The 20,939-nt window shown below is 61.7% G+C and carries 27 protein-coding genes and 1 pseudogene; 7 read left to right on the top strand and 21 right to left on the bottom strand.

The features are described 5' to 3' along the window. Window positions 1-349: 349 nt before the first annotated feature. On the top strand, window positions 350-1,444 hold the full coding sequence (locus KEM60_RS05410; protein ID WP_219106449.1) for a nidogen-like domain-containing protein: 1,095 nt from the start codon (window positions 350-352) through the stop codon (window positions 1,442-1,444). Window positions 1,445-1,710: 266 nt separating this feature from the next. Here KEM60_RS05410 and KEM60_RS05415 read toward each other — a convergent pair whose 3' ends face one another. From KEM60_RS05415 to KEM60_RS05465, 11 genes are all read right to left on the bottom strand, one after another. After that, complete coding sequence (locus KEM60_RS05415) at window positions 1,711-2,169, bottom strand: hypothetical protein (protein WP_219106450.1); 459 nt, start codon at window positions 2,167-2,169, stop codon at window positions 1,711-1,713. After that, complete coding sequence (locus tag KEM60_RS05420) at window positions 2,124-2,813, bottom strand: hypothetical protein (protein ID WP_219106451.1); 690 nt, start codon at window positions 2,811-2,813, stop codon at window positions 2,124-2,126. Before KEM60_RS05420 ends, KEM60_RS05415 begins: the two co-directional genes overlap by 46 nt. Window positions 2,814-3,027: 214 nt before the next feature. Continuing rightward, window positions 3,028-3,726 (bottom strand): transposase family protein, encoded by a 699-nt coding sequence (locus KEM60_RS05425; protein WP_219106452.1) that lies wholly within the window; start codon window positions 3,724-3,726, stop codon window positions 3,028-3,030. A 411-nt stretch (window positions 3,727-4,137) separates the two neighbouring features. Beyond that, the gene (locus KEM60_RS05430) at window positions 4,138-4,377 is read right to left on the bottom strand and encodes a hypothetical protein (RefSeq protein ID WP_219106453.1); all 240 of its coding nucleotides are present in this window, start codon (window positions 4,375-4,377) and stop codon (window positions 4,138-4,140) included. A gap of 35 nt (window positions 4,378-4,412) precedes the next feature. Beyond that, window positions 4,413-4,970: a GNAT family N-acetyltransferase gene (locus tag KEM60_RS05435; protein ID WP_255574290.1), complete on the bottom strand. Its 558-nt coding sequence runs from the start codon at window positions 4,968-4,970 to the stop codon at window positions 4,413-4,415. 265 nt (window positions 4,971-5,235) lie between these two features. Then, complete coding sequence (locus KEM60_RS05440; protein WP_219106455.1) at window positions 5,236-6,066, bottom strand: CAP domain-containing protein; 831 nt, start codon at window positions 6,064-6,066, stop codon at window positions 5,236-5,238. A gap of 214 nt (window positions 6,067-6,280) precedes the next feature. Further along, complete coding sequence (locus KEM60_RS05445) at window positions 6,281-8,851, bottom strand: cobyrinate a,c-diamide synthase (RefSeq protein WP_219106456.1); 2,571 nt, start codon at window positions 8,849-8,851, stop codon at window positions 6,281-6,283. Further along, window positions 8,848-9,774: an ATP-binding cassette domain-containing protein gene (locus tag KEM60_RS05450; protein WP_370626291.1), complete on the bottom strand. Its 927-nt coding sequence runs from the start codon at window positions 9,772-9,774 to the stop codon at window positions 8,848-8,850. The genes KEM60_RS05445 and KEM60_RS05450 overlap by 4 nt, the downstream gene beginning before the upstream one ends. After that, on the bottom strand, window positions 9,771-10,625 hold the full coding sequence (cbiQ, locus tag KEM60_RS05455) for a cobalt ECF transporter T component CbiQ (RefSeq protein WP_219106457.1): 855 nt from the start codon (window positions 10,623-10,625) through the stop codon (window positions 9,771-9,773). The genes KEM60_RS05450 and cbiQ overlap by 4 nt, the downstream gene beginning before the upstream one ends. 1 nt (window position 10,626) lies before the next feature. Then, on the bottom strand, window positions 10,627-10,998 hold the full coding sequence (locus tag KEM60_RS05460) for an energy-coupling factor ABC transporter substrate-binding protein (RefSeq protein ID WP_219106458.1): 372 nt from the start codon (window positions 10,996-10,998) through the stop codon (window positions 10,627-10,629). Next, window positions 10,991-11,692, bottom strand: a complete 702-nt coding sequence (locus KEM60_RS05465) for an energy-coupling factor ABC transporter permease (RefSeq protein WP_219106459.1) — start codon at window positions 11,690-11,692, stop codon at window positions 10,991-10,993. Before KEM60_RS05465 ends, KEM60_RS05460 begins: the two co-directional genes overlap by 8 nt. A 342-nt stretch (window positions 11,693-12,034) precedes the next feature. Between KEM60_RS05465 and KEM60_RS05470 the strand changes: the two genes are divergently transcribed. The 5 genes from KEM60_RS05470 (at window position 12,035) to KEM60_RS05490 (ending at window position 15,185) form a co-directional block, all read left to right on the top strand. Further along, the gene (locus tag KEM60_RS05470; RefSeq protein WP_219106460.1) at window positions 12,035-12,694 is read left to right on the top strand and encodes a CGNR zinc finger domain-containing protein; all 660 of its coding nucleotides are present in this window, start codon (window positions 12,035-12,037) and stop codon (window positions 12,692-12,694) included. Next, window positions 12,694-13,362: a precorrin-8X methylmutase gene (locus tag KEM60_RS05475; protein ID WP_219106461.1), complete on the top strand. Its 669-nt coding sequence runs from the start codon at window positions 12,694-12,696 to the stop codon at window positions 13,360-13,362. The genes KEM60_RS05470 and KEM60_RS05475 overlap by 1 nt, the downstream gene beginning before the upstream one ends. Further along, complete coding sequence (locus tag KEM60_RS05480) at window positions 13,359-14,525, top strand: cobalt-precorrin-5B (C(1))-methyltransferase (protein ID WP_219106462.1); 1,167 nt, start codon at window positions 13,359-13,361, stop codon at window positions 14,523-14,525. The genes KEM60_RS05475 and KEM60_RS05480 overlap by 4 nt, the downstream gene beginning before the upstream one ends. Before the next feature lie 97 nt (window positions 14,526-14,622). Further along, entirely contained in the window at window positions 14,623-14,826 is a 204-nt protein-coding gene (locus tag KEM60_RS05485; protein WP_219106463.1) for a CopG family transcriptional regulator, read from the top strand. Beyond that, entirely contained in the window at window positions 14,823-15,185 is a 363-nt protein-coding gene (locus KEM60_RS05490; RefSeq protein WP_219106464.1) for a type II toxin-antitoxin system death-on-curing family toxin, read from the top strand. The genes KEM60_RS05485 and KEM60_RS05490 overlap by 4 nt, the downstream gene beginning before the upstream one ends. 393 nt (window positions 15,186-15,578) lie before the next feature. Here the strand turns inward: KEM60_RS05490 and KEM60_RS05495 are convergent, their stop codons facing one another. The 9 genes and pseudogenes from KEM60_RS05495 to KEM60_RS05530 form a co-directional block, all read right to left on the bottom strand. Beyond that, window positions 15,579-15,758 carry a helix-turn-helix domain-containing protein gene (locus KEM60_RS05495; protein ID WP_219106465.1) on the bottom strand — a complete coding sequence of 60 codons (180 nt, stop codon included), beginning with the start codon at window positions 15,756-15,758 and terminating at the stop codon, window positions 15,579-15,581. Between the two features lie 130 nt (window positions 15,759-15,888). Further along, on the bottom strand, window positions 15,889-16,119 hold the full coding sequence (locus KEM60_RS05500) for a hypothetical protein (protein ID WP_219106466.1): 231 nt from the start codon (window positions 16,117-16,119) through the stop codon (window positions 15,889-15,891). A 181-nt stretch (window positions 16,120-16,300) separates the two neighbouring features. Further along, the gene (locus KEM60_RS05505) at window positions 16,301-16,681 is read right to left on the bottom strand and encodes a hypothetical protein (RefSeq protein ID WP_219106467.1); all 381 of its coding nucleotides are present in this window, start codon (window positions 16,679-16,681) and stop codon (window positions 16,301-16,303) included. Between the two features lie 290 nt (window positions 16,682-16,971). Further along, window positions 16,972-17,223 (bottom strand): hypothetical protein, encoded by a 252-nt coding sequence (locus KEM60_RS05510; protein WP_219106468.1) that lies wholly within the window; start codon window positions 17,221-17,223, stop codon window positions 16,972-16,974. Window positions 17,224-17,354: 131 nt separating this feature from the next. Then, window positions 17,355-18,134, bottom strand: coding sequence for a hypothetical protein (locus KEM60_RS05515; RefSeq protein ID WP_219106469.1), 780 nt, complete (start codon window positions 18,132-18,134; stop codon window positions 17,355-17,357). Between the two features lie 342 nt (window positions 18,135-18,476). After that, a complete protein-coding gene (locus KEM60_RS16470) occupies window positions 18,477-18,752 on the bottom strand; it encodes a hypothetical protein (protein ID WP_255574291.1) in 276 nt (91 codons plus the stop codon). 129 nt (window positions 18,753-18,881) lie between these two features. Next, window positions 18,882-18,995, bottom strand: a pseudogene (locus tag KEM60_RS16845) (RHS repeat-associated core domain-containing protein); the annotation flags it as partial. A gap of 187 nt (window positions 18,996-19,182) precedes the next feature. Next, a complete protein-coding gene (locus KEM60_RS05525) occupies window positions 19,183-19,515 on the bottom strand; it encodes a hypothetical protein (RefSeq protein WP_219106471.1) in 333 nt (110 codons plus the stop codon). Between the two features lie 244 nt (window positions 19,516-19,759). After that, on the bottom strand, window positions 19,760-20,044 hold the full coding sequence (locus tag KEM60_RS05530; RefSeq protein WP_255574311.1) for an RHS repeat-associated core domain-containing protein: 285 nt from the start codon (window positions 20,042-20,044) through the stop codon (window positions 19,760-19,762). A gap of 17 nt (window positions 20,045-20,061) precedes the next feature. Here KEM60_RS05530 and KEM60_RS05535 point away from each other — a divergent pair, with 17 nt between their 5' ends. Next, the gene (locus KEM60_RS05535) at window positions 20,062-20,463 is read left to right on the top strand and encodes a helix-turn-helix domain-containing protein (RefSeq protein WP_219106473.1); all 402 of its coding nucleotides are present in this window, start codon (window positions 20,062-20,064) and stop codon (window positions 20,461-20,463) included. Here the strand turns inward: KEM60_RS05535 and KEM60_RS05540 are convergent. Next, a complete protein-coding gene (locus KEM60_RS05540) occupies window positions 20,429-20,938 on the bottom strand; it encodes a hypothetical protein (protein ID WP_219106474.1) in 510 nt (169 codons plus the stop codon). The genes KEM60_RS05535 and KEM60_RS05540 overlap by 35 nt on opposite strands. Between the last annotated feature and the right edge of the window lies 1 nt (window position 20,939).

Consider the following 20,939-nt stretch of genomic DNA (forward strand, 5'->3'; position numbering starts at 1 on the left):
GCGTCGCTCTCGTCTCAATTATCCCAGATCAAAGGCCGCTAACCAGCAGCAGACGCTCAGCATTGGGATGCTAGAGGGGGGCCATCTCATCAGCCCAGGCCGAACCAGGCATGGTTAATAAAGCAAATTCCTGGTCACATACCTCTCACCTGGGGATATTCACCATTCATAGAACGCTTTGTTTCGGTCGATCGTTCGTCTATCAACTCTGTGATGCGCCTCATGTTGTAGCGCCACGTGCATGCCCGGTACTTTCCATAACTGCAGGGCTCTTGCGCTTCCAACTCAGGGCGGTCACAGGGAGGTGCCCCCTCAGGTCATTTTCGTTGATCTCTAGAGTGAGGACACCATGTATCCGGTACGTGTCTCCAAGCGATCTCTTGTCACTTCTCTCGCAGCAATGACTATGGCAACAATTCCCTTGATGGGGAATGCTGCCTCCGCTACCGCAACCCCCGCCGCCGACGCCACACCTGCGCCACGCGGCGCTATTCGTGACCTCGCTGGCTGCACTGCTCAAACCCTGCCACGAAATGATGATAGCTCCACAGGTCAGGTCACTCTTCCTTTTACAGCGAACTTCTTCGGAAAGACCTACAGTTCACTGTATGTAAACAACAACGGGAATGTGACCTTTGATTCTCCACAATCTACCTATACGCCGTATCAACTCATCAACACAGGACGAGTCATCATCGCACCGTTCTTTGGAGACGTTGACACCACCTCGGAGAACTCACTGGAGACTCACTACGGCAATACGACGGTCAATGGCCGCAATGCATTGTGCGTGAACTGGGTCCAAGTAGGTTACTTCAGTAATCATGCAGACAAGCTGAACAGCTTCCAGCTCCTACTCATCGATCGAAGCGACGTCAAAGCTGGCGATTTCGACATCGAGTTCAACTATAATCAAATTCAATGGGAAACCGGCGATGCAAGTCAAGGGTCAGGCGGAATCGGCGGATCCCCAGCCAGAGTGGGGTTCTCCAACGGGAAAGATCATGCCTTCGAGCTGCCGGGATCAGGACAGACCGGCGCCTTCTTGGATTCTAATGCCACCACTGGTCTCCGATACACCAAGCGACAAAGCAGCACGCCTGGTCAGTTGATCTTCCCAGTGCGCGGTGGTGACAACGACGCTGAGATCCGAGAAATCCCACTGCCCACCTTCACGGTGACCCCAGTCGAAGGTGTCCACAACGACATCATCACCGTTGACCCAGAGTGGCTCGCCACTTGGGGTGACAAGGTGACGATTTTCCCCAACAGCCTCCTATTCCAAGGGGGTACCGATGGCGACGTCGCCAAACCTGCCGGCCGTATCCTGCCCCAATACAGGAACAAATACATCTGGGCCGGATCCTCAGCATCAGGATGGGACCGGTGGATGCTCTATCCAGGCAGAGTGACACCCATCTATGACGGTGATAGCCCAAAATGACTCTAGTCGCGGGCTAACGACCTCCACGTGAGGTAACCCTCGCGAGCACGCCACTATGAAGCCGCCAGGAGGACACCTCACATGCCGGTGTGTGGATGACATCACTTCATGTCATCCACACACCGGCAGATTGATGCTCAGATGTACTTCACGCAGTACCTACATGCCCATATTGACGGCAGGTGGCTGAATCTGCCTGCGTGGCAAACAAGCAGGCAATCGTTGTCGTACTGCTACACACATTGCACTACGAGGAATGCATCCACTTAGGGACAATCTGTCGTGATCTCATTTTTCATTTTTCGGGACTTTGCATAGCGGATGTTTTTCTGAATCTGACGCATCACAAGCTCATTATATTCTTGCGATCCCGGGTTGATAATTAGCGATAAAGCAACAAGAAGCAACCAGGCCGCCAGGCACAAGGCCAAGCCTGGATTAATCGTAAATGAAAGTGCAATCAATAGCACCATCTGAATTAATAACAGCCAAAAAAACCAAGCAGGGCGAGCTCTTGATGATTTCCCTTGTTTTAATTGCATAACCTGATTATCAGCCATAGAAATATACCAAAAAACCTGCACAAAAAGGGTGAGAGTCAACAGTGCCGCAACACCAATTAAGCCTTCTCTAAATTTACTGCTGCTGGTGAAAAATGTGATCAGTACAATTATCCAAATCAGATTGATGAACCCGAATTTTTTAAGAGGAATTTCATCCACCATGCAAATAGAGATGTCGACTTGCGACTCATCTCCCTACGTACACTTAGTTTTTTCTTATAAAGGATTTCACCATTGTGCAGATTTTGCATCATGGCTTTATTTTTGATAGGTTCTAAAATATGGGCCTCGTGAGATCTTTCCATTAAGACACTTAAAAATGCACAGAGTAATGCAGCTAAAGCAGGAATGAGGCTGTTCATTACGCGGGGATCGACCTCAGGGTTTGGGATTCGAAAAAGAAGCCATTCAACCGCACCTAACAGAAATGACGCAGCTGATAGGCCTTCATCAAGAAATATTGAGCCAGCAAACCTATCACTATGGCAATGATTATAATTTACTTTTGGCCGACCATTGATGACCGCTGAAAACAAGAGCGCTACCGCTAACGTAGCTAGAGTAAGAGCCGCCTCTGCTGGTTGTGGACCATTGACAGCAGGCCCCACAATTACACTTCCCCACCATATATCAACGACACTGCTAGACTTCCACAAAGCGGTAAAAAATGCCACGATAAATGTATATACGAGTGCAATTACAAGCGTGAATAACGCATAGACTATAGTATATTTTAGGAGACGTTTTAACTGTTTATCGACCTTATTTAGGTCCACTTCGGGCTCAACTTCTTCAGTCTTCGACATGGCACACTTCTTCGTAACCAAACCTAGACAACAGAGACAAGCTATAACTGACACAAAAAACATCCTAAAGAGTGCATGACTCCTGCCGTCAGTTTTTTTGAATTTATCAGCAAGGCAATTTTTGGTCTTATAAATATTCATTAAGATTCACCTGTGAGTTCGATTATCGACAACTAAGGGCGTTATTTACGAGGCATTTCTAGGTCATTCTTGGCTACCACCCAAGTCGATAGAGCTCGAGTCGGGTGATGACGGCAATGATATCGGGGAGTTCGGTGAGTCTACCTCGATAGCCGGTGGCGAGGATTTTCCATTGTTTAAGATGTCCGATGGCGTGTTCGACATAGGCGCGAATACGGGATATTTCTGTGTTGTCGTGTTTTTCGTTGTCGGTTCGTTCGTGTCCTTTCTTCTTTGTGGGGGGTGTCATTGCGCCCTGGGTGGTGTAGGCGGTGTCTGTGATCCATGTGGTGTGGTGTTCTGTGAGGATCTGTGACCAGCCGGTGAGGTCGACGAGAGCAGCGGAGTCATGTCGAGCTCCAGGAATGGGTGTAGACGTGGCGAGGAGGTGTCCGGTCAGGGTGGAGGCGACCTGGATGCTGACACGCTGGCAACGGCGTTGACCGGAGTAGGTGGCTTTGGTGACATCTTGCCCCTGAGCTGGGCGGTTGCCCGTTGGAACGTATGTGCCGTCGATGAGGATGGCTCGGCCATCACTTGCTGCTTGCTCTATGGGGATACCTGTCAAGATGAGTGCTTCATTGATGATCGGGAGCATCCTGCGATGGATGCGTGAAGCGGTGGATGGTGAAATATGTAGCAGATCAGCTAGGAACGTTTGTGACAGATTGTTCCGTAGACGTTCCAGGGTGAGGATGACGTGTTCTTTGACGGGCCATCGATGTCTACTCAAGTCGACTCCCCGGATTAAAAAATGTCGATGACCCGCCTGACGAGTTCATCGAGTGCATCGTGATCGAGTCCTGCTGCGCGACTGGTACCGCATCGGCCGCTTCCCTGAGAGATGTGAGTCGTCTAACCCAATGATCTCAAAGCGGCCGATGTTTTTATATATGTGCATGGTGACAGGTGTGTATCGATTGTTTCCCGGGGTGCGGGACATGGGTCTCTAACGCCTCGTGAATAACGCCCTTAGGCTTCCTTGAAAGACCTCCTGATCATGGCGAATCGTTCCGTAGACAGCAACGGCCTCGACAGTTCGCTGGCAACCTCCACCGATATCACTCCGAGGTCCTCAGCTGATGCTTTCACTGACAGCTGACCGAATATACCTCAATACTCCGAGCCTCATTCACGCCATACCTCAGTTATATTTTTCCTTGAGTTTCTGAATGAAGATGATTCCACCCAATGCAAATGGATACCCAAAAACCACGTGGACCACTGCGGCGATCACATAGTCATGAAATTGATATCCGCCCACCCTGAGGCTTTTGTCAGCGATATAAACAACCAGAAAAATCAACACATACCCGAGCGCCTGGACGTGTAATAGCCATCGCTTTTCGCTGCTGTTCTGACTGCTGCGATCGGCATCGACCATGCCGCCTCCTAACAATAAAAAAACTCAGTACTTGCTTAGGCCGCTAGCCCGCGCCATTCGTCAGCGAGCAGTGCGTAGTCATAACCGTCGATCCAGCCCAGCTCGGCATGCCAGGAGCCGCGGATGTCGTGCTGCTCGCGGCGCATCCCGATCTTCTCTAGCACCCTCGCGGAGGCCACATTGTCGGCGTAACAACCAGCAGTGACACGCCGCACCCCTAGATCTGCGAAGGCCGCCACGAGCAGTCCCTGTGCTAACGCTGTCGCGATCCCCTGCCCCTCATATCCGGGCCGCACGATGTATCCGATCCTTGCCTCCGTGCCTCGCGGCATTCCAGGCTGACCCACGCCATCGGTCACGTCCAAGAAACCCAGCCCTACCAGCTGATGATTCACGTCTCCGACGCACGAAAACTCAGTCTCACTTGTCGGCACAGCCAACCATTCAGCCCGTAGTCGGTCTGGATCGACGTACGTGCGGAGCATCCACCGGTTGACAGACGGCAGATTGCGGAAGGAGACCATCACGTCGAGATCAGCCTCTCGGGGGTCCCGTAGGAGTACGCCAGCAACGGTCTTCGGCCAGGGGCTCACACACGTCATTTCCCCAGCCTCACATGGCACCGTCATCTCAAGCCACGGGTTTTCGATAACCCTCTCCCGGCAGCAGGTCAGACCTCTCACCACAGGTCAGACCTCTCGCCACCACCGATGGCGTCCCTGACTACTCCTGGAGATAGTGGCGCCCCCGAGGGGGCGGTGCGGTCCGAGGTGATGAGGTGCCCCTCCGGCGTCCTCACCGCGACCTGCTGGACCGCACCGACCCGCCGCGGGGGCGGCGTGGCACGTCATGACGACGTCAGCTCTTGGCCTCCAAGCCGACCTTGACGCGGGTCATCGTGTCAGCCCACCAGCCTTGGGCTTTGCCCAAGTCAGCTGGCTTGGGGGCGGCAGCTTTCGGCTTAGCGGCCTTGGCTTTGGCTTTGGCCTGCGACAGTGGGATCTCCTGCGGCGGTGCTGGCTTCACTGGGGGTGCCGGTTTCACGGGCGGCGCGGGTGGTGCCGGGGGCTGCTGACCGCCACCGGAGCCATCGCCGTTACCGTTGCCGCCACCGGAGCCATCGCCGTTACCGTTGCCACCGCCGGACCCGTCACCGCCACCAGAGCCGGGGGGCAGCGGTGCCGCGGGTCCCCGCCCGAGGTTCATCACCCAGAACGGTTGGCCGTTGCTGTCTTTCTTCATGCCGATGGAGATTTGGTCGTGCTCGGCGGTGAGGATGTTACGGCGGTGTCCGTCCGAGTTCATCCAGCCCTTCATCACCTCGGCCGGTGAACGGTAGCCCATGGCGACGTTCTCACCGGTCGTGGCGAGTTTGCAGGCGGACATGATGGGCTGCATCTCCTGGTGGGACAGCGATCCCTGAGCGACCAGGTGGTCGGCCCAACTGTCCGAGAACTTCTGCAAGCAGGTGTTCCAGGCGACTGCTTTCAGACCGTTTTTGGCCCGTTCCTGGTTGGTGAGGCGCACCACTTCCATCAGCTGGTTCATGTCGGCCGAGACCATCGGCCGGCTTGCGACACTCTGACCCGCGACCGCTGTGGGTGCCTGGGGCGCAGCCTGCACGGTCGGGGCTGCCACCACTGGCACCGCGACGGCAGACAGCGCCACCAAGACAGGGGTTAAGCGCATAGTGAGAGTTCCTCTCTGACCTTTATTGATCATCACAGCCCGCAGGCGTGACGACCTCACAGGCACTCAGGCCGGACCCTCGTGGTAGACGCGGATGACCTGCGACGTACCTGACCCTTCCCAAGCGGCAAGCCTAGAGCCGACCCTGAGTGAACTCCACCTGAACTCTGTGGGTTTCATCAAAAAGCAGGACGATCGTCCATGGATGGCGCTCTCAGCGAGGGCGCTTCGGCTCTCCTGTGTCACGCATCACATCACGATCCCGTAACGCACTCAGGGCATCTGCGAACGCCACGTGAGTCGCCTCGTCCCGCACCGCGACCCGGATCCACTGCGGCCCCAGGCCGGGGAACGTCTCCCCTCGACGCACCGCGAAGCCACGCCGCGCCAACTCCACCCGCACCGATCCTGGACCCCACGCCGACGTATCAACCAGCACAAATGACGCCGCCGGGTCAGCCACCACCGTCAACCCCACTGCGCGCAGCCGCTCGACTAGATCGGCTCGCTGCGCCGCTACCAGCGCTTGCTCCACAGCGAGCGCTGCCGCAGCGTCTTCTGACAGCACCGCCACCCCTGCGCGGATCGCTGGCGTGGACACTGACCATGGCGGTTGGTGTGCGGCGAGCGCGGCGATCAGGGTGGGGTCTCCGACGACGTATCCGGCGCGGAGGCCTGCGATTCCCCAAGTTTTGGTGAGGGAGCGTAGGACGAGCACGCCGTCGAGGTGGTCTGGGCGGATCATTGTTTCTGTTTCGCCTGGCACCACGTCCATGAAGGCTTCGTCGACGACGACAGTTCGTCCTGGGCGTCGCCACCGGTCGAGGGCGGTGCGGGGGTGGAGCACTGAGGTGGGGTTGGTGGGGTTGCCAATGATGACGAGGTCCACGTCGTCGGGGAGGTCGGTGTCGGGCAGGACGAAACCGTCGGTGGCGGAGAGGGTCCAGCGTCGTACCCGGTGTCCGGCGGCGGTGAGTGCGGCTTCGGGTTCGGTGAATTGGGGATGGATCACGGTGGGGTGGCGGGGGGAGAGGGCGCGGGCGATCAGGGTGAACGCTTCAGCTGCTCCGGCGGTGGGCAGGACCGATTCCACGGGTACGTCGTGGTGGGCGGCTGCGGCGTGGCGGAGGGGTTCGGCATCGGGGTAGGCGGCCCAGTCCAGATCGTCGGTGACGGCGCGGACCACCCAGGGTGGGGTGTGTGCGGGGCGGACGTTGACGGCGAGGTCGATGAGTCCGGTGGCGATGTCTTGGTCGCCGTGGTGGGTCAGGTCGATGAGGTTTTCGGTGTGGGTGTGGGTGGCGTAGTTGTGGACTGCGGCGGCGAAGCGTGCCGCGCAGTGGGGATGTCCGGCCCAATGGACGTGGAGGTAGCTGGCGTGCACGGTGGCTTGGCCGGTGGTGGCGGGGTTGGCGGATATTCCGTCGGCGCGGCCGTCGAGCATCCATCCGGGAGGTGGGGCGGGTTGGTTGGGGTGGGTGGGTGTGACGGTGGTGCGGTGGAATTCGTGGCCGGTGACTCGTTGTCCTTCTGATGCGACGACTGAGGTGGCGACAGCGACCCCTTCGCGGTAGCCCAAGGTGAGCCGGGGGGTCATCGTTGCGGTGAGGTCGAGTGCTCCGCTCATGGGGGCTTCGTCGACGCTGCGAGAGAGGTAGAGCAGTCCGGCGCATTCGGCGACGGTGGGCATTCCGGCATGTACGGCGTCGGCGACCGCGGAGCGTAACGCGTCGTTGGCGGCTAGCTCGCCGGCGTGTACCTGTGGGAAACCACCGCCGAGGTAGATCCCGGCGGTGCCGGGCGGCAAGGTGTCGTCGCGGGTTGGGTCGAAGATCACCGGTTCGCATCCGGCAGCGTGGAGCAATTCCACGGTTTCGGCGTACCGGAAGGTGAAGGCTCGTCCTCCTGCGACGGCCACCACGGGCCGGGGCGATCCTGGCGGGGGCAGCGCTACTGATGTTGCGGCGATCGCTGTTTTCGGATCCCAGGGGTCGCAGGTCAGCGGCGGCGCGGTCGACGCTAACGCCAGCAAGGCATCCAGGTCGATCCGGTCGGCGACGTGGTCGGCCAAGGCGTCGAGGGCGGCCTGCGATTCGGGGCGTTCTTCCACGGGGACCAAGCCCAGGTGCCGGGAGGGCGCTTCGATGGTCGCATCTCGCGGTAACGCACCCAACACGGGAATTCCGGTCGGCGCTAATGACTCCCGGACTTCTGCTTCGTGTCGTGGCGATCCGACTTGGTTGAGGATCACCCCGCCCAGACGGATCCCTGGCTCGTAGGTCGCGAGTCCGTGGACCATCGCTCCGATGGTCCGGGAGGTGTGCCGTACGTCGACGACCAGCACGATGGGGCTGCCGGTGAGGGCAGCGACCTGCGCTGTCGACGCGAAGCCTTGTGTCCCCAACTTCCCGTCGTACAGCCCCATGACCCCTTCGATGAGGGCCACGTCGCAGGGGTCTGGGGTGAGCGCACCGTGCAAGAGCAGTGGCGCGATACGGTCCTCGCCGACGAGGAACGGGTCGAGGTTGCGGCCGACACGTCCCGCAGCGAGTGTGTGATAGCCAGGGTCGATGTAGTCCGGGCCGACTTTGGCAGGGGCAACGCTCATACCGCGGCGGCGTAACGCTGCTAACAGACCGATCGTGACGGTGGTCTTGCCATGGCCGGACGCTGGGGCTGCGATGACGCACCGCGGCAGCGTCCACCCCGTCGAGTCGGCCGGGCTGTCTGGCACAGCGGAACCCTCGGGAGCGGCAGGCACAGGGGGTACGGCAGTGACCTTCATACGTCGATACGTCCTTCGTCGCAGGCGCCTTCGGCAGCGACGGTGTCGCTGCCTGCACTGTCGACACCGCTTCGGATGAGGTCAACCACCGCATCCAAGGTGCGTGGCCGACCGGGCAGCCCTAATTGAGCCGCTAACTCCAACGCCCACGGCCGAGTCAATCCCGCACGAGTGAGCACCTGCGGATCATCCAACACCACCTCGACCGGCCCTGCGACCACCCGGCCTCCGCCCACGACGGCAGCATCGTCAGCCCACGCCAACGCCAAATCCACATCGTGCGTGGCCAAGCCGACCGTGGTGCCTGCTTCTTCCAAACGTCGCAGCGCGTGCAGCATCGCCGCTGTCCCTGCCGGATCCAAACCGGCGCTGGGTTCGTCCAAGAGCACCACATCGGGGCGCATCGCTACCGCACCTGCCGTCGCAACCCGTTTGCGTTCACCGTAGGACAGTCGGTGAGTGGGCCGGGAAGCCAGATGAGTCGCCCCGACCAGGTCTAATGCCTCCGCGACGCGTCGACGTACCTCCAGCTCCGGCAGCCCCATGTTTAACGGGCCGAAAGACACATCTTGGGCGACATCAGCGGAAAACAATTGATCGTCAGGATCCTGCAACACCAACTGCACTCGGGCACGATGAGCTCGCAACCCACCGCGGTCATGACGCAGATCCGCCCCCTCCATGACGATCCGGCCGCGGTCAGGCCGATGCGCGCCTGATAAGCAACGCATCAACGTGGTCTTCCCGGATCCGTTGGCGCCGAGGAACGCCAGTCGGCGGCCCCGACGCAATTCGACGGTCGCTGCCGTCAACACTCCCGGTCGCCCCGGATGGGAAGCATCCAGGTCGTACGCCGCGAGCAGCACCGTTGGCAGCGACTCCGCCGACGACGCCCCTGGCACCGTCACGGTCTCGCCGGTCACATCAACCCCGTCCCGACGGCATGGACACCCCACACCGTCACCCAAATCGCCGCTACACCAGCGACCGTGGCCAGCTCGAAACGCCACGACCGCACCTGCGTCGCTGGCAAAGTCACTAACGTCACCTCATATCCTCGACCCGCTAAGCCGTCAGCCAACCGGGACGCCCGCACCCACGACCGCACCAACACGGTGCCGGTCACCTCCCCGGCTGCTTCGACTCGAGATCCCACCCACGACCTCGACCACCGACTCCCCACGACGCGACGTGATCGGGCGTCACCCAGACGAGCTTGCTGCGCGGCCCGCACTGTGGCTGTCGTATCGAGCAACACAAACACCAACCGGTACATCAACGCGGCAATGTCCAGACAGGCGTCAGGAATTCGCAACCGACGTCCGACCGCGACCAGGTCGACCATTGGCGTCGTCGTCGCCAACACCATCACCGCCAACGTCCCGGCGACGCCGTGCACCGCCAATTCCGCGCCGCGCACCAGGGACTGGCCCGTCATGGACAGCGGACCCCAGGACCACCAGAGCGCGGACGTCGGTGTACCCGCCCCGGCAGCGCCCGGCACCGTCACCACCACCGCGACAGATATCGCCCCCAGCACGATAAACAGGCACGGACCTGCCATCGCCTCGGCCAACACCCTGCCCGGGACCCTGGCTGGCCCCAGCAACACCGCGACCGCGACCACCGCGGCTAACATTCCGCCGGGCACCGGAGGCGTCACCAACGCCGTCACCACCAGCCCCACACTTAACAACGCCTTGTCGCCCACCGCTCGACGACGCCACGGACTGGTCCACGCAGCGTCATCGAGCGACGTCAGATGTGCAGACACCTCAGTCGTGACCGCCCGTGGATTCCGCCCCGCCAGGCTGCCCCCGACGCCGACCGTGCAACCGGCCCACCGCGTACCCAAAAATTCCGGCACCGAGCGCCGCTTGCAAGGCAAACAGCCCCGACTCGACCTCGCCGCTGCCCGGCTCAAAAATCGGGGTCATCCACTGCTGCACACCCCGCTCGGCCAGCACATCAGTGACCGCAGAATCCGTCCCGCCAAAGGCTTCCCCTTCCTTCTCCGGACGCGGAGCAAGCAGCAATGACACCATCACCAACGCCACAATTCCCGCCAGGCAGGCCGCGCTCACCCACCACGAGGCGAGTCGACGACGCACTGACACCCCGGCTGGGGCCGACACCGACTCAGACATGAGCGGCCTCCTTCGACGTACCCGACGTGACATCAGCGACCGGCACACCCAGCCGTGTCAGCTCCGGCGCAGCCGCCCGAGACAAGAAGCGATAGATCACAATCCCCAACAACCCCTCAATCAACGCCAACGGGATCTGCGTCACCGCGAAAATCCCCAAAAACTTCACCGCAGCACCCACATACCCGCTGCCCTCATCGGGGAAAGCCAACGCCAACTGCAACGACGTCATCACATACGTCGACAGATCCGCCACGGCCATCGCCAGGAAAATCCCCGCCCATGTCGGCAATGACACCATTCGAGCCAACCGATAACAGCCATATCCGCACCACGGACCCACCACCGCCATTGAAAACACATTCGCCCCCAAGGTGGACAAGCCCCCATGCGCCAGCAACGTGGCCTGGAACAGCAAAACCACCGTGCCCAAGAAAGCCATCACTGGAGGTCGAAACAGCACCGCCCCCAATCCCGTCCCCGTCGGATGCGACGAACTCCCCGTCACCGACGGCAGCTTGATCGCTGACAACACCAACGTGAACGCCCCCGCCGCTGCCAGCAGCAGCCGGTTTTCCGGGTTCTTCCGGGACTCCACGACAACGGCACGAGCTCCATGCACCACGAATGGCGCCGCAGCGACCATCCACAGCGCACAATGCGCAGGGGGTAAGAACCCCTCGGCGATATGCATGACAAAAACTCCTTCTCGAGATAACGCGTCTCGATATGAGGTGATGTGAAAGACGTGAGCGATCGAAGTGTCTGACTCTCGCCCCGCAATGCAGCGGGACGTCCACAGTGGCGCGACCGTGCCGGATCAGGCCCGGCTTCCTCCCCCGCCCACGCAAGAAAGACGCACGTATTGTTCCATGACGGACGACCGACGTTGAGGGACAAAGGACCCGAACTCTCATCGTCCCGCTGCACCAACCCCAGCGGCAACCCTGACGCCACGATGAAGCTCCACCCGCCGCAGGGCAACATGTCATGATTTGGCGGTGATCCACACCAGCGGAGCGAGGGCGCACCCCCCATGCACGTCACCCACCACGTCGACGGGCTGATCGCCGCCACGGTCGCCCTGGTCAACGCAGTCACTCCCGGTGAAGCCCATGGACAGGTCGTTGACGTCCCGCACGGGGTGGCACTGGCTGACGCCATCGCCGACGCCGTACGCCACCCCGGATATGCCGACAGGCCATCCCTGCGAGACGCTCGCCGCTTGGTCGACATGATCGTCCACGCCCGCCACGTCGTTGAAGCCCTCGACGTCGGCGACCTCGACTATGCCGCCGAACTCGTCAACTGGATGCTCACCGTCACCGGCACCCGTCCCCGCCTGGACCGCACCGGTGACGGCCGACACCACCTGCGCTTCCACGGCCCCGATGACACCTTCGCCCACGGCTGGGCCGCGTGGATCTCCGCTGGGCTAGCCATGGCCATCGACGGTGACCAGGGTCACCGGCTCGGTGTCTGCTCCGCCCCCGACTGCGATCGGATCTACGTCGCTGGCCCTGCCCAAACCCACCAGAGTTGGTGCTCCCCCACCTGCCGAGACCGCCTGGGCATCCCCCCATCCGACCAGCAGATCGACTCCCCCCACATCCCCGACCTCCCAGTCGATCACGGGTCCGCTGACATCCCTGATCCCCACGGCCCATCACACATCCCAGATGAGGAACACCCCTGATGCACACCCCCACCGGGCACACCCCCACCCCGCAGTACGACTACCGCCACCGCGGTGCTGACATTTACGACGAGTCCTTCCGGATCATCCGCGCCGAAGCTGACTTGAGCCGATTCCCGAACGACGTGGAACGGATCGTCGTACGGATGTGTCACGCCGCAGGCGACCCGAGCATCGCCGACGACATCGCCTTCACCCCCGGCGTCGCCGCCGCAGGGCGGGCCGCACTCGCTGCCGGTGCTCCCATCCTGTGCGACTCCACCATGGTCGCCACCGGGATCATTCGTTCCCGCCTCCCCCGAGACAACCAGGTCATCTGTCTGCTCAACGAGCCAGGACTGGCTGATCTGGCGGCATCCCGTGGCACCACCAAAACCGCCGTCGCCGTCGACCTGTGGGCGGAACGCGACATGCTCGACGGTGCCGTCGTCGCCATCGGCAACGCCCCCACCGCGTTGTTCCACCTGCTGGAGGTGCTGCACACCACCACGGCCCGACCGGCAGCGGTTTACGGCATCCCCGTCGGCTTCGTCGGTGCCGCCGAATCCAAACAAGCCCTGGTCGATAGCCCACTGCGGGTAGAACACCTGGTGGTGCAGGGACGACGCGGCGGCTCCGCGATGACAGTGGCCGCCGTCAATGCCACCGCCTCGGACTCCGAACGGTGACCACCCCTCGCGGTGGCCGTCGAGGCCAACTGGACTCCTCCGGTCTCCGCCCCGGCTGGACCACCGGTGCCTGTGCCACCGCTGCCGCCCGTGCTGCCTACCGGGCGTTACGCACTGGCGACTTCCCCGACCCGGTTGTCGTGGACCTGCCCGGTGGCCGACGTCCCGCTTTTGCCTTGACCTACACGGCCTGCGGTGACGGATGGGCCACCGCTGCGGTCACCAAAGACTCCGGGGACGACCCCGATGTCACCCACGGCGCAGTCGTCCAGGTGCGGGTAAGCGCCACCGCGCCAGGGAGCGGCGTCACCTTCGCTGCTGGCCCCGGCGTGGGCACCGTCACCCTGCCCGGGCTGCCCTTAGACGTCGGCGAACCGGCAATCAACCCGATGCCGCGCCAGATGATCCTCGACAACCTCCTCGCCGAATCCGTCCCGCCTGCCGCCACCCAGGAGACGTACGACGAAGACATCACCCCACCGGACGTGCAAGTCCAGGTCGGCATCGTCGACGGCGACGAGATCGCCACCCACACGCTCAACAGCCGCCTCGGCATCGTGGGGGGCTTGTCGGTGTTGGGCACCACCGGCGTCGTCGTTCCCTATTCCTGCTCAGCGTGGATCGACAGCATCCGCCGGGGCGTCGACGTGGCCCGCGCTGCTGGAATGGATCACATCGCTGCCTGCACTGGGTCCACCTCTGAACGGGTGGTGCGCGAACTATATGACCTGCCTGACCTGGCGTTGGTCGATATGGGCGATTTCGCGGGGGCGGTCCTGACCTACCTGCGTCGACACCCGGTGTCCCGGCTGACGCTCTGCGGGGGCTTCGCCAAGCTCAGCAAACTCGCCGTCGGATATCTGGATCTGCATTCGGGGCGGTCCCGCGTCGACCTGGGTTTCTTGTCACGTCTGGTATCTGGCGCTGGTGGCAGCCCCGACGTGGTCGCTGACGTCGCCAATGCCACGACCGCTTTGGGTGCGCTGCAGGTCGCAGCTGCGGCGAGGATTCCGCTCGGCGACCTGGTCGCTGCTGCGGCCCGTGATCACGCCTGCACTGTGCTCGGACCCGCGGCAGCATCAATCCACGTGGATGTCATCTGTGTGGACCGATCCGGTGCCGTGGTGGGACGCTCAGATGCCACTCCACCACCACACGGTTAACAATCACCCGGCACGTACAGGTTGTTGACCATGTGTTTTCGCCCCATGAGAGCGGCGACCATAGCGCGTCGTGATACCACAGTGATACCGTTGGGGTATGGCGATGACTTTGCGACTGACCGAGGATGACGAGCGGGTACTCGCGGCCCTAGCCGCCGATCAAGGCGTCAGCCGCCAGGAAGCCACCATTCGCGCGATCCACGAGGCTGCCGCCCGACGCGGCCACGAGCGCGACGTCGCCGGTGCGTCCGCGAGGGCTCGCGCACGGTATGCCGACGTGCTCGACCGCCTCGGGAAGTGACCAGGTATCTGACCCTGGAGGATCTGCTCACCCTCATCAAAGACCTCCAGGTCGGACCCCTCAACGACATCGGCCTGCTCGACTCGGCAGCGCATCGCCCCATGTCGACGCTGTGGGGCAAGGAGGCCTATCCCACCCTCGGCGACAAAGCCGCTGCACTGCTCGAATCACTGGTCCGCAGCCACCCACTCGTCGACGGCGACAAGCGCCTCGGCTGGCTCGCCACCGTGGTCTTCCTCGACCTCAACGGCACGTGGATCGACGCCCCCGACGACGACGCCTACGACCTTGTCATCGCCGTCGCTTCCGGAACGATCGAGCGGGAGCAGATCGCTGCCACCCTTGCGAGATGGCACTGACTGTAACTTCCGCGTTCGAATGGCGGTGTTTTTCCGACGCTTTGTGGCGGTTGGGGGTCCGGTGACTCCGGGGCCACCTCACCGGCCAAACCAGCTGAGCGGACGAAACACTTTCCCGCCCGACATCACCCGCCCCCAGCGGCCGCCAAATCAGACCGTCCGGGGTCAGGAGCTCGGTCGGGGTATCCGCCAGATCAGCAACGATCGCAAAAAACTCGTCATCCACCCGATCTTGGGACCACCCCGCTGGGCCATCGGCGGGACCGGGGCCGTCACCTGGTCCATCACCACGACCGGGTGAGTCGGGTCATAAGGGCGTGTAGACGCCGAGCACGTCCTCCATCGCCGCCACGAACACCGCGTTCTGCTTCGGCCGAATCGTCCAACAGGCCTTCAGGTGAGGCTTAAACGCACCCTTTTTAGGACCCGCCCGATCGTGGAGTGGCTCATCGGCGGTACCCCCTCGGTCACCGCGACCTGCCTTTCCAGCAGCCGCAACGTCCAGCGTTGACGTCCCGGTGGCGGTTGGCTGCACGCCAACGCGATCACCCGGGCCACGACGTCCCCGATCACCTATGGCTCCACTGGCGGCGTGGCCCGCTTCTTGCGGGTGATAACCTCCTCAACCCGACCGGCATGCTCCGTGAACGCCTTCGCGACCAGGTACACCGTGGACTCCGACGTGCCGAGCCGCCGCCCCACCTCACGCTCTGTCGAGCCACTCGACCTCCCAACCGCACTCCGCGAAGTAGGGCTCTACGTCGATGATCGACTCCACCCACGAGTCGTAGGCGTCTCCCGGGCGATCAACGTTGTCGTATGTGAGGATCAGGAAGCCCCCGGAAGTGTCCGCGTCGTCAACGACCTCGACGAACCGACCAAAGTCCTCACCTGCAACGATGCGCCCAAGCACTCCAACCCTGAGTTCGCTCATGTCAATCCATGAAAGGAATGTGGTTGTTGACCGTGGACACCCTCACCCCGGGCACGTACGTCTCCAGGTGCTTGTGTAGAACTCAGGGCGCGTGGCTGCCCAGCAGCGAATTCCCGAGGTTCGACGAGGTCGAGGAACCGAAGTGCCCGGAAGTCAGACACCTCACCGCAAAGGTCCGCTGTCATGGCAGCCACTGGGCCTTGACCTTGAACTCGAAGCATCCACCCGTGAGGACGTTCTCGTACCAGTGCGTCTCGAACTGGAACCCGTCGGCACCCCGATACGAGGAACTGCACATCTTGGCCCAGTCCTCGGGCACGCCACCGTAGTCATCCGCCAGCCTTCCAGCGACCCTCAGCTTGGTGTTGGAGCCGGCCCCGACAAGGGGGACACCAGTCCCACCCATCTCCTGCTCGCTGGCCAACTGCGGACCGAGGTTGCGGCCGGCAACCGCCGACTCAGCCCCGCTCGCTGTCTTTGCGGCAACACGCTCGTGATGAATATCTAAATGGTCGTCGACCGGCGTACCGACCATTCCCGCAGCACGCGCCGTTCGCGCCATGTGGTTCGGTTGGTCGTACCGGTATACGACGCATGCCGTGGACTCGAACAGGCAGCTCGAAGCGCCATATGAGCAATCGTCGGCCGGTCCGCGTGCAGTTCGATTGGTGTCAGCTTGGGCGGGAGGGCCGCGTTCGATCATGAAGTTGCATGACGCAGAAGCACGCAACGCGCCGTAGGTATAAGCGTGAACGAGCTCTGGGTGGTTTGGCAGTTCCACGACGCCAACCGCACGAGGCTTTACCCCAAGCCAGGCTGCAAGGAGGCCAACAACCAGCAAGAGCAGCCGTCTCATCTCGAGTACGTCCCATCGCTGGCCTTCATAGCGGTGAGCGCCGCTCCCGCAGCTCGAACGACTGCGCTCCATCGCGGATCAGAGGTGAAGACCACATCAGCCGCGTCGCCCAGCTCGTCGAGCATTGGCCCGAGGGCAAGCGCCAACTCTGATAAAGCCGGTGCTTCCTCCGCGTGAATAATTGTACCGACGCAAGGGCCGGGATCAGGAAGAACGGCGCAATCATCGTACAGGATGTGAATGTTCAAGCTTAGATCATCGTAGTAGTTCACGCCTTCTTCAACGCGACCCCATCTGAGCCTCTGGTGCTGAATATTGCTGAGGGATCGTAAAGCAGCGACTAGCTGCAGACGCATGTCGGGATATTGCACTGATCCAGTCATCGCGCATTCCAACTCGTCCACGTCATCCAATCGGAAAGGGGAATATGTGCCTGCGGGTTATCACTTAACGATCCGACGATGGGCTTGCCATCCGGCCCGATGACCTTGCCGCCACTGCAGACGACTACGTGATCAACCTGCTGCGAAAGCTCTGGCGAACCTGGGAAACCCTGATCGATCCTCACCCCATTCCCCGAGTCAGATGGGTCAAACCAGCGCGTACCGACTCCCTTCTTGTTGGGTACCCCCGGCCCCCAGGATCCCGGCAACTTGGAACGCGCATCCACGATCTTCTGGCCCCAGGGACCGATGGGTAGTGCGCGTGGGCCGCTGTATGCGGCAACACCACCAGACACAGACGAAACAGAGGGGTGCTGACGAGCGGAGACCGAGAAGCTCGGCGGACTTCGCGTGGAGACCGAGTAGCTGTCCGGTGACGCAAGCGTCAGGCCGTTGTCGTAAGACTGGGCCACCAAGTCGTCGTGGGTGAACTCGACTGGGACCTCCGCAGCCGCGACCCGCGCATCGACAGAACGAACCGCTGGCGAACGGGTATGCGCGGGGCTTTTGGCCTGGCTAGGACCTGCGACGACGCGCTTGTGGGGCCCGACGACGTGCACCGCGACAGGTGTTGAGACCCCGACGCGAGTTTGGACTTCGGGAAGGGTTGCGGCCGACGCGGTTCCGCCACCCAGCAGGCTCACCAGTAGGGCGGTGAGGGCGGCGAGGAGAAGACGCCACCACCCCACACCTGCAGGCCGAGTTACCCTCGCCATGGGGGAAGTATTGCGGATCCATGGCGAGGGTAAGCGATCACCCATTTCCTACCGCCCAAGCCACTGCCTCCCCGAGCACTTGCTCTAGCCCGAAGGTGGCCGACACCTGTAGCTGCTCGTCCGCAAGGATCTCACCGCTAGCGACGTCTCCCACAGATAGGGTGACCTCGCCGCTTTCCCAGACAATCAACCGCACAAGACGACATGGCGTGTCTAGATCTACCCATGCAGATGCGTTGTCTCGGTCTTGCAGGCTGAAGTCCAGGCTGACCTGAACCCCGCTGGCCTTCAGGCTGAGTCGTCTCTCGCCAACCCACTCCTCCAGGAACCTCAACATAGCGTTCATAACTTGGACGCGATCCACTCGATGTTGGATGCCGCCGGGAACTGAGGCAATGGGTCGCCTCGACGTGCGGCAAGCCTCCCCAACATCGAGTTGGGGCCGGGGATCTGCGCCCACCCATCCTTGCCTGCTCCAGCCAAAGACGAGGGTGGTACATCGAACTCAACATATCGCGTGCCCGGCTTGGCTTCTTTCATGTAGGCCATGACATCGGTGGGATGCGCCACGTAGGTGGTACCTCCCGCACCTTCCTGGACCATTCCGGTGCTGACCATAGCCTCATTCTCGCTCTGGCCCATCCATCTCCCGACGCGAGTCAGACCACCGCCGCTGTTTGCGGCGGTTCGTTCGGCGAGTGCTTCGGCTGCTTTGCCAACAGTCTCACAGCGCGCGAGCCCGAGAGGGTCGGTCCACGTCAGTGGATTAGGGACGCCCGCATGAGGATTGACCCCGCCCTCAATACCGATCGGATCCGGTGTGGTAAACCCACCCAAGACAGGGTCGTAATACCGGTGCAGGTTGTGGTGTCTTCGTCATACACCTGCCCCAACGAACCCAACGGACACCCTTGCGGCCCAGACCGGCCCGGGACACCCCAAACGCTCGCCTCCCGCCGTCATCAGCGGGTACGCCGGGGCCACCACCTCCAGGGGCACCATGCTAGGTGAGCGGGTAGATCCCACGTCACCAGAGCCGACCAGGGCATCATGAGAGACCCTCAGCTTGACTTCTGCCTCGGTCCGTCAGCCGCAACCAGAAACCATCACCCATCGGCGCCCAACCAAACCGCTCAAGCTCCGACTCAGCCCGACCCAGCCAATCAACATGTTCAGGCCAATCCACGAACCCCTCCTCAAGGAGATCTCCCGGCACCATCAATCTTTCAGCGAATAGACACCTCAAGACCTCCACCACGATCACTTTGGATTGCGGATTCACCTCACCCTGAGTGCCATACCAAACAACATCGTGCAAGGCAACCCAGTCATCCAGCCCACACTCCAGCAGATCGGCTACCACCTCACTTTCAGTCACCATGGCACCCCCTTCGGGAGGGGAACCTTCCTCCGCGCCCCACTCGGAGGAATAATGTCGATCGTCAGGCCACCAGAATCCGAGCTGGTTCGCCATTGAACAACGCCTCCGTCAGGCAGTCGGTACACATCTGGGATGGCGCTGCCCCGAGCAGGCAACCGCTCGGCCCCGACAGTCCACGCTTCAAAGGTGGTTCGCATCTCGTCGACAGACCCCACCGTGCGCACGGTCTTTTGCTTGCCTGCACCTAGCCCACGAAACGAATCCAGGACAGATCAGTATTCCGTGCCGGTCCAATGACCTCGGCGCCTGTCTTTGCGGCGGTTCGTCCGGCGAGTGCTTCAGCTGCTTTGACAACAGTCTCACAGCCCGCGAGCCCGAGGGGGCCTGTCCAGGTCAGTGGATTAGGGACACCCGCATGGGGATTGACCCCACCATCCAGACCAATCGGATCCGGTGTGGTGAACCCACCCAAGACAGGGTCGTCATACCGGTGCAGGTCATACACCCAACCGGTGTCCTCGTCATACACCTGCCCCAACGAGCCCAGTGGACACCCTTGCGGTCCAGACCGGCCCGGAACACCCCAACCGGAACGTCTCGACCGCCTCCGGAGGCCACGACATGCCCAGCCCCTTCCACGGCGACCGCCTCAAGACCCTGCGCACCGAACGCGGCTGGTCCCAAGCCGACCTCGCCGAGAAGATCGGCTCAGACGCCCGCCAAGTCTCCCGCTACGAAAACGGGCGCGTCACCCCCAGCCTCGACGTCACCGTCGACCACCTGCTCTACGAGAGAGCCGAACGCCGACCCCTCACGGCCCCCAGTAGCCACCTCGACGCACGCCATGCCGACCTCGACCAACTCACCGACGACGAACGCGCCAACATGACATCCTGGATCAACGCTCGGCCCCCTACTCCGCCACGACAGCCAGCCCGGACGCCATGACTGCGACGAGCTCGCCCTCCATCGACACACCAACCTCAACGGGGCCAGCCTTCAGAACCTGAGCGACTGGCAAACTGGAGAACCAGATCGTCATCTGGTCCGATGCTGCCGTCAGCGATAAGGGACACTCCACGTCAATGTCGCGGCGGGCCGGTTCCCGATAGTCCGGGGTCTCTTTCCATGGCCAGATCTCCAAGTCGAGGACTGCAGTCTCGGACCTCTGTGGCGTCGATGCACCTCGCAACCGTCGCAAATGCTCGTCTGGACGAGGCAAGTCAATGATCACCGCGCCAACCAAGGCTCCCGACTCTGGATGAACCTTGAGCTCCACATACCCCTGGTCAGGGTCCCGAACGAAGAGATAGAGCGGACTGACATCGGGCTCGACATCCCAGACCACGGACAGTGGAATCCAGGGATCGACCGCCACCTTCGCCGCCGGACTGGGTGCCGATGCCAAGAGCCTGATCGCCATG

Origin of the sequence: Austwickia sp. TVS 96-490-7B, from assembly GCF_019331795.1 — a bacterium.
GTDB lineage: Bacteria > Actinomycetota > Actinomycetes > Actinomycetales > Dermatophilaceae > Austwickia.

Excerpts from the sequence above, each read along its gene's own strand:
- KEM60_RS05410 (WP_219106449.1), top strand. The coding sequence starts at position 350 with ATGTATCCGGTACGTGTCTCCAAGCGATCTCTTGTCACTTCTCTCGCA.
- KEM60_RS05415 (WP_219106450.1), bottom strand. The coding sequence starts at position 2,169 with ATGGTGGATGAAATTCCTCTTAAAAAATTCGGGTTCATCAATCTGATT.
- KEM60_RS05420 (WP_219106451.1), bottom strand. The coding sequence starts at position 2,813 with ATGTCGAAGACTGAAGAAGTTGAGCCCGAAGTGGACCTAAATAAGGTC.
- KEM60_RS05430 (WP_219106453.1), bottom strand. The coding sequence starts at position 4,377 with ATGGTCGATGCCGATCGCAGCAGTCAGAACAGCAGCGAAAAGCGATGG.
- KEM60_RS05440 (WP_219106455.1), bottom strand. The coding sequence starts at position 6,066 with ATGCGCTTAACCCCTGTCTTGGTGGCGCTGTCTGCCGTCGCGGTGCCA.
- KEM60_RS05445 (WP_219106456.1), bottom strand. The coding sequence starts at position 8,851 with ATGAAGGTCACTGCCGTACCCCCTGTGCCTGCCGCTCCCGAGGGTTCC.
- KEM60_RS05460 (WP_219106458.1), bottom strand. The coding sequence starts at position 10,998 with ATGTCTGAGTCGGTGTCGGCCCCAGCCGGGGTGTCAGTGCGTCGTCGA.
- KEM60_RS05465 (WP_219106459.1), bottom strand. The coding sequence starts at position 11,692 with ATGCATATCGCCGAGGGGTTCTTACCCCCTGCGCATTGTGCGCTGTGG.
- KEM60_RS05470 (WP_219106460.1), top strand. The coding sequence starts at position 12,035 with ATGCACGTCACCCACCACGTCGACGGGCTGATCGCCGCCACGGTCGCC.
- KEM60_RS05475 (WP_219106461.1), top strand. The coding sequence starts at position 12,694 with ATGCACACCCCCACCGGGCACACCCCCACCCCGCAGTACGACTACCGC.
- KEM60_RS05485 (WP_219106463.1), top strand. The coding sequence starts at position 14,623 with ATGGCGATGACTTTGCGACTGACCGAGGATGACGAGCGGGTACTCGCG.
- KEM60_RS05500 (WP_219106466.1), bottom strand. The coding sequence starts at position 16,119 with ATGAGCGAACTCAGGGTTGGAGTGCTTGGGCGCATCGTTGCAGGTGAG.
- KEM60_RS05505 (WP_219106467.1), bottom strand. The coding sequence starts at position 16,681 with ATGGCGCGAACGGCGCGTGCTGCGGGAATGGTCGGTACGCCGGTCGAC.
- KEM60_RS05515 (WP_219106469.1), bottom strand. The coding sequence starts at position 18,134 with ATGGCGAGGGTAACTCGGCCTGCAGGTGTGGGGTGGTGGCGTCTTCTC.
- KEM60_RS16470 (WP_255574291.1), bottom strand. The coding sequence starts at position 18,752 with ATGGTCAGCACCGGAATGGTCCAGGAAGGTGCGGGAGGTACCACCTAC.
- KEM60_RS05525 (WP_219106471.1), bottom strand. The coding sequence starts at position 19,515 with ATGGTGACTGAAAGTGAGGTGGTAGCCGATCTGCTGGAGTGTGGGCTG.
- KEM60_RS05540 (WP_219106474.1), bottom strand. The coding sequence starts at position 20,938 with ATGGCGATCAGGCTCTTGGCATCGGCACCCAGTCCGGCGGCGAAGGTG.